The following is a 6301-nucleotide window of genomic DNA, read 5'->3' on the forward strand; positions in this document are numbered from 1 at the left end:
TCAAAATTTGAAATCGCAAAGATCCCCCAAGTCGATTGCGGGGATTTGGACCGGTTTTTGCGGATCAAAATCCGCAAACCGGATCTTAAAACTTCGGAAGAATGCGATATCCGGAAAAATGGTCACTTTAGATAGTCCCAAACTTTCCTTCCAAACGTACGAATTCCAACCGGGTTTCAGGACGATCTCTTCCGTGCTTAGATCGAATTTTCTATGAGACCAATAGAGTTTATCTTCATCGAAGGACTCTTCTGAAAAGATTGTGATCTGCATTTTCTTAGGAGGATTCGGACTATCCGGTAAAACATAGAATCCTAAAGAATATGGCTCTTCTCTCCGCCTGGCTGGATTCGGATATCGATGAGTGAGGCAACCTTCTAAGGAGAATTCGGACCCCGCTTCTTTCGCAGATATTTCTATCCTTTCTTGCAGCCTAGTTTGTCTTTCCTGAGGGACTGTTCTAAAAGGAAGAACCCTTCTTTCTAACTGCCTTGTATAAGAAGAAGTGTCCGCAAAGATCTGTCTGGCGTAGGCAAGCTCAAACGGAGTGTTGAGCCTCCAGATCCAAAATCCCGTATTCAATAAAAACGTAATGGAGGGGAACGAGATCGCAAACCATGAGATCTTAGGTTCTTTTTTTGTAATCCTTCCCCATAGAATTCCCGCAAGCGCGAAGAAGGGAAGAGCTACCTCATCATCCAAAAGATAGCATTGAAAGAATCCTGCTACCCAGATAAAACCGATTCCTAAGACAGGAAAACTGCCAGTTTCAAATCGTGCTCCTTCTATCCTTCGGAACAAAAGGTAGAAGAAGCCCATCCAAAGAATGGCTGAAGCCCAGCCTCCTACGATCGCAAATTCCAATAGGTCGTTATGAGCGTGCTTGTTCGGCGTGATAAAAAGCTCATACCACAATTGCTCTTGGGCTTGGATCAGAGGAGCTTCTTCTTGCGTGCTGGTTTCCTTGAACCTTCCTCCTCCTACTCCTAAGATCGGGTTTTTGAGAAGAAGGGGAACGCTCAGCTTATAGATCCAATACCTTTGGTTTTCCGGGGTTTGGATCTCTGTGAGTTGAGAAAGAGTCCTTTGCAATAGCCAATTCTTCTGATAGAAGAACCGGATGCTTGTAAGTGCGATCAGGATCAGAAGAAAAGCAAACAATCCTCTCTTCAGATCGATCTTGGAGAGTAAATGTTTGAATGCCTTCCAGTAGTTCAAGGATATGAACCCTATCACTCCCGCGACTCCTAACCAAGCCGACTTGCTTTGGTTCAATAGAAAGACCCAAAGACTCAAGAAGGATACTGTAGAGAGAAGAAGGATTTTCGGAACCTTCTTCTCACGGAAAGCCTGGAGGGTAAGTATCAAGATCCCAGGGATATAAAAGGAAAGTAAACCGCCATAGGTCAGGTGAGTGTTCATGAGGCCTATCGGTAAATAGGTTTGAAAACCGAAAAGGGGACCTGCGGGATGCTGCCTTCTGTCTCCGGGGGCGGGATGGAATCCATTCGAAATAAATTTGCCGAGTCGGAACTCGCTGAAAACGGAAGCGATCCCAGTGATCAAAAGAAGCGCGAAGGAGATCCAAAGAAAGAGACGGATCCTTTTTTGATTCTCTTCCTTAGAAGAATGAAGGGCCGCGATCGGAAAGATCAACGCTAACCAGAAATCTCCTGCCTCGGACTGTCTTGTGAACGTTTTCCAAAAATGAGAGTATTCTTGGAAGTGGAAAAGAGAAGATACAAATACGAACGAATAGGCTCCGAGGACCAAGGACCAAGGGAGAAGAAACGGTTTTAATTTTGGACCATTCTCTCTTAAGGTAAACAAGAAGGAGAAGATACAAAGTCCGGCAAGGATCTGGGAGGCGGAGACCGATAAGGGAAAGGCGAGTAAAAAAAACAGTAAGGAATAGATAGAAACGGATCCGGAGATCTTGGAAATTCTGTCGGATAGAAGAAGATTCACAGGTTCCCCAGCTTTTCTTTTTCCAAGTATATTTCCAGAAAAAACCGCTGACAAAGAAGGAAAAGCTCCTATTTTAGGAAAGTATCCGCCTTTTCGCCAGGCTAACCTTATGACAGAAACTTCTAAAGTACGGGAAACTCCTTCTCCTAAGAAAAAGAAAAAAAAAACCGAACCTCAACTTAGCCTGGATTCGAACAGAGAAAGGTTTCTGAAAAAACTTTCTGTAGCCATCATCACGTATAACGAAGAAGCAAATATAGGCGACTGCATTCGCTCTTGCAGGGATATTGCGGACGAGATTATCGTTCTGGATTCAAATAGCACGGATGCCACTAAAGAGATCAGTAAATCCTTTCCGGAAGTCCGCTTCTCTTCTCAGAATTTCAAGGGACATGTGGAGCAGAAGAATGACGCGATCTCCCTCTGCAAGAACGAGTGGATCCTCTCCTTGGATGCGGATGAGAGATTGAGCGAGGAACTTAGATCCTCTCTTCGAGATTTCTTATCGTCTCCCGATGATCCTCATTGCAACGGTCTCAAGGTCTCCAGACTAACTTTCCATATGGGAAGATTTATCCGATTCTCCGGTTGGTATCCTCAGACAAAATACAGAGTGATCCGAAAATCCAAGGCCGTTTGGGCGGGAGAAAACCCTCACGACTATCTAGTGGTGCAAGGTAAGGGTAAAAAGGTACGAGGAGATATCCTACATTATAGCTTCCAGGATCTTTCTCAGCAAGTGGATACGATCAATAAGTTCTCCTCCATCGTTGCTTGGACCAGGTTCAATAAGAAGAAACGTTTTTCTGTACTTCGCACGATCATAAAACCGTTTGGTAAATTCTGGGAGATCTATCTTTTCAAGTTCGGATTTTTAGACGGGTTTCCCGGGTTTGCGATCGCAGTCTCTTCTGCATATTCTACTTTCTTAAAGGAAGCCAAGGTATATGAACTTGGCAAACAATTGATCGATCGACCTTCCAATCTCAGAAAAGATTACGGAAAATAAGATGGCTTCTAAAAAGAAACAGTCTGGATTCTGGAGCAAGATCTTTTTCTGGAGAAAGAAGAAGAAAACAGTTCCGGAAGGCGAGAAGGAAATCGTCCGTGATACAAGAGGCTATACCTGGGAATTAAAGGATCTCCGAGAAAAAGCGGACCGATTCTTTGTGACCCGAAAGAAACCTTCCGGCACGATCTTCGAGAATACCGCTTTAAAACTTACCAAGAATAACCGACATCTTTTCCGCTTAGAAGGAAAGGAAAAGTCGGGAAGGGAATATTCTCTAGTCATCGCCACAGGGAATTATCTCACCGAACAGAACGGAAAAGTGAGCGGCGTAGTCTTTTTAGGAGAAGCGGACCTAAACCGTCTTCTCAGTGGAGATCATAAAAGTCTGAAGAGTATTCTTTCCGGATTGAACACTCCTGATTGGGATGAGGAATCCTGGTCCGTTTTGCAAGAAGAGCCGGACCTAAAGCGGTCTGCCGATTCTTGGAAAGAGATCCTAACTTGGGAGGCGATCTGGAAGCAACAGATACTCATTCGTCTTCGTCCGAGCACTATTGCCATCCTTCTCATTTTTCTCGGAAAAGAATTCGAGGATCTGTTCCAGGCAAATTCATCCGAAAGGACGAGGCAGATCGTTTCCAAGGAATTGTATTTTCTGAATGTAAGCGGGAACCGGAATTCCCCTCATTCAGAAAATCTAACACTCTACGAATTTGATTCCGCCAAGAAAGAATTCGAGCTTGTGCTCTCTAAGATCCGGTCTAAAAAGGAAAAGTGAATATGGACTTACAAGAAATCGCTTCCAAGCAAATCCTAGATTCCATCCAGACAAAGAAAGATGTTCTGGATACTCTTCTTCCTCAGATCGTACAAGCCGGCCAGATCGCGTCCGAAGTATTAGAAAAAGGAAATATGATCCTATTCTGCGGAAATGGAGGATCTTCTTGCGATGCTTCTCATATTGCAGCCGAATTGGTTGTCCGCTATAAATCCGGAAATGAGAGAAGGGCGCTTCCCGCGATTTCCTTGTCTTCCGACTCTGCGGTCCTTACTGCCTGTTCCAACGACTACGGATATGAGGATGTATTCGCCAGACAGGTGCAAGCATTCGGGAAACCGGGTGATCTTCTTGTAGGACTTTCTACGAGCGGGAATTCAAAGAATGTGATCTCTGCCACTGAGGCCGCAAAGAAACTAGGAATGAAAACGATCTCTTTTCTAGGCGGGGACGGCGGAAAGTTGAAAGGAATGGCGGATCTGGACATTATCATTCCTAGAAAGGAAACTGCAAGGATCCAAGAATCGCATATCCTGATCGGTCATATCATCTGTTCTATCATCGAACAGCAACTCTTCCAATTGAGCTAAACTTGCAAGCTTCTCCTTCGGATGAGATCCTAAGTTGCCAATGTCTTTCCGTAAGCTCGGGCTCTTCTTCTATTTTACAAGATCTTGATTTTCTGATCCGGAAAGGAGAAGTCCATGCATTGGTGGGAGAGTCTGGAAGTGGCAAGTCCACCTTTGCCAATACTGTTTTAGGTCTTCTTCCGGAACCTTTGCGAGCGAGTTGGGATCGGTTTCGGATCTTCGGTGAAGAAATTCGCTCCGGCGATTTTCGTGCCTGGAAGAATTGGAGGGGAAGAAGGATCAGTCTCATTCCCCAAAGTGCCGCGATCGGGCTACATCCGTTCTTGAGCATAGGCTCCCAAATGCAGGAATATTTTTCTCTCATCCAGCCTTCTCTGGCGAGTAAGCGCGAAGGACTTAGATTATTAAAAGAATTCGGGCTGATCGATCCGGAAGCCGCCTGGGAATCCCGTCCTCACCAATTGTCTGGAGGAGAGAGGCAAAGAGTTTTGGTACTACTTTCGGTGTATTCCGGCGCGGAACTGATCTTGGCAGACGAGCCAAGTTCCGCTTTGGACCCGGAGACAGGAAAGGCCATCCTGGAACTTTTGCAGAGTCGTATTCGAGAATCCAAGGCGGGCCTTCTATTTATCAGCCACGATCTTAGTTCAGCCAGAGAACTCGCCGATACTATTACTGTGCTTCAGTCCGGCAAAAGAGTGGAAACCCTAAATAAAACGAATAACGGTTGGGAACCCGGATCCGAGTATGCTAGAAAACTGTTTGCCTTGGATGAAAATCTTGCTTAAATTGCGTACCATAATGAGGCTCCCGGTCTTTTTTCGACTCCTTCTTCTTGTAAGCTTCGTACTACCTATGTTTGTCGGAGCAGAGAGCCTTATTTTAGAAGACTATGATATTTCCGATTACCCCCAGGTGGAACTCAAACTAAGAGCGAGCAAGGGACTCTCTTTGGATAAGGAGATCCTTGCCTTGTCGGAGCATAAGGAAAATCGGTCTAGAAGAGTTGGCCCAAGCAAGGTCGAAAGACCGGAGGGAACTCGTCCTGTACATTTTTATCTAGTCACTCAGATGACGGACTCCTTCGATCACAATATGCAGGCTACGGAGATCATCAAGACCATAGTGGAGCGTGCGGAAACCGAGGATAGATTCAGCTTCGTGTTCTTTACGGACGATGTATTCCTTTCCAAAGAGGATCTGGGAAAATCGGAGGCTCTGAAAGAAGCAAAGGTTCCCGGAGGAAAATCCAATCGGAACACTGCCTCCAATCTGGACTATGTATTCCAGAAGATCTCTCCTCGTTTACAGGAGAACGATTATATCCTGGTTCTATTTTATGATCGGGATCTCATTCCTTCTTCGGAGGCGCAAAACGGGGAGTATACTAGGAACGTTCCCATTCACATTCTTTCTTTTCCTTCCAACGGAGCGAAGTATTTGTCCAAGAGATATGGAGGAGAATTCTATTCTCTGACCAGTCCCGATTTCAGAAGCCAACTTCTTTCCGACCAGAATTATTTTAGGAAGAAGCCTTGGTCCTTGATCTATGATTCTCCTTTTCAAGACGAATGGCAGTTTCAAGGGGAGGGAGCGGTCCAGGTAGAGCTGGAAACGAAAAGCTCTAGAAGACTGACCTTTTCATATGAGATCCCATTTGGGACTAGGGTCCGGACCTTTTTATTGCATCCTTCTATATTTTTGCCGAGTCTTGGCTTTTTAGTATTTCTCACCTTGGTGGCTCTTCTTCTCGTTTGGAAAAAGGGAAGGAGATTGCCGGAAGGTTCTCTCAGTCCGGAAGAAAGATTGCATACCATTGAAGACGAACAGGATGCCTACAGAAAAATGTACGGCAACCAGTATCAATTGGTATACTCCGAAGAAGAAAGGATCGAAACGGAACGTTCTCATCCGATCGCCCTCAAAGAATTTGAAGAGGGAGAGGCTTACGAA

At 45.2% G+C, this 6301-nt stretch carries 6 protein-coding genes; 5 read left to right on the forward strand and 1 reads right to left on the reverse strand.

What is annotated here, in order from left to right:
- Positions 1 to 2022 (reverse strand): O-antigen ligase family protein, encoded by a 2022-nt coding sequence (locus EHO57_RS18710; protein ID WP_246050796.1) that lies wholly within the window; start codon positions 2020 to 2022, stop codon positions 1 to 3.
- A gap of 55 nt (positions 2023 to 2077) precedes the next feature.
- Here EHO57_RS18710 and EHO57_RS18715 point away from each other — a divergent pair, with 55 nt between their 5' ends.
- The 5 genes from EHO57_RS18715 to EHO57_RS18735 form a co-directional block, all read left to right on the forward strand.
- A complete protein-coding gene (locus EHO57_RS18715) occupies positions 2078 to 2977 on the forward strand; it encodes a glycosyltransferase family 2 protein (protein ID WP_135642689.1) in 900 nt (299 codons plus the stop codon).
- Position 2978: 1 nt separating this feature from the next.
- On the forward strand, positions 2979 to 3758 hold the full coding sequence (locus EHO57_RS18720; protein WP_135642691.1) for an LBBP_01157 family protein: 780 nt from the start codon (positions 2979 to 2981) through the stop codon (positions 3756 to 3758).
- Between the two features lie 2 nt (positions 3759 to 3760).
- Positions 3761 to 4348 (forward strand): D-sedoheptulose 7-phosphate isomerase, encoded by a 588-nt coding sequence (locus EHO57_RS18725; RefSeq protein WP_135642693.1) that lies wholly within the window; start codon positions 3761 to 3763, stop codon positions 4346 to 4348.
- A 2-nt stretch (positions 4349 to 4350) separates the two neighbouring features.
- Positions 4351 to 5136: an ATP-binding cassette domain-containing protein gene (locus EHO57_RS18730; protein WP_246050797.1), complete on the forward strand. Its 786-nt coding sequence runs from the start codon at positions 4351 to 4353 to the stop codon at positions 5134 to 5136.
- Positions 5120 to 6301, forward strand: a 1182-nt coding sequence (locus tag EHO57_RS18735; RefSeq protein WP_135698427.1) for an FHA domain-containing protein, incomplete at its 3' end; no start/stop codon positions are given. The genes EHO57_RS18730 and EHO57_RS18735, both read left to right, overlap by 17 nt.

This window comes from Leptospira langatensis (assembly GCF_004770615.1).
GTDB classification, from domain to species: domain Bacteria; phylum Spirochaetota; class Leptospiria; order Leptospirales; family Leptospiraceae; genus Leptospira_B; species Leptospira_B langatensis.

Coding starts and splice junctions, on each gene's coding strand:
- EHO57_RS18720 (WP_135642691.1), top strand. CDS start 2,979: ATGGCTTCTAAAAAGAAACAGTCTGGATTCTGGAGCAAGATCTTTTTC.
- EHO57_RS18725 (WP_135642693.1), top strand. CDS start 3,761: ATGGACTTACAAGAAATCGCTTCCAAGCAAATCCTAGATTCCATCCAG.
- EHO57_RS18715 (WP_135642689.1), top strand. CDS start 2,078: ATGACAGAAACTTCTAAAGTACGGGAAACTCCTTCTCCTAAGAAAAAG.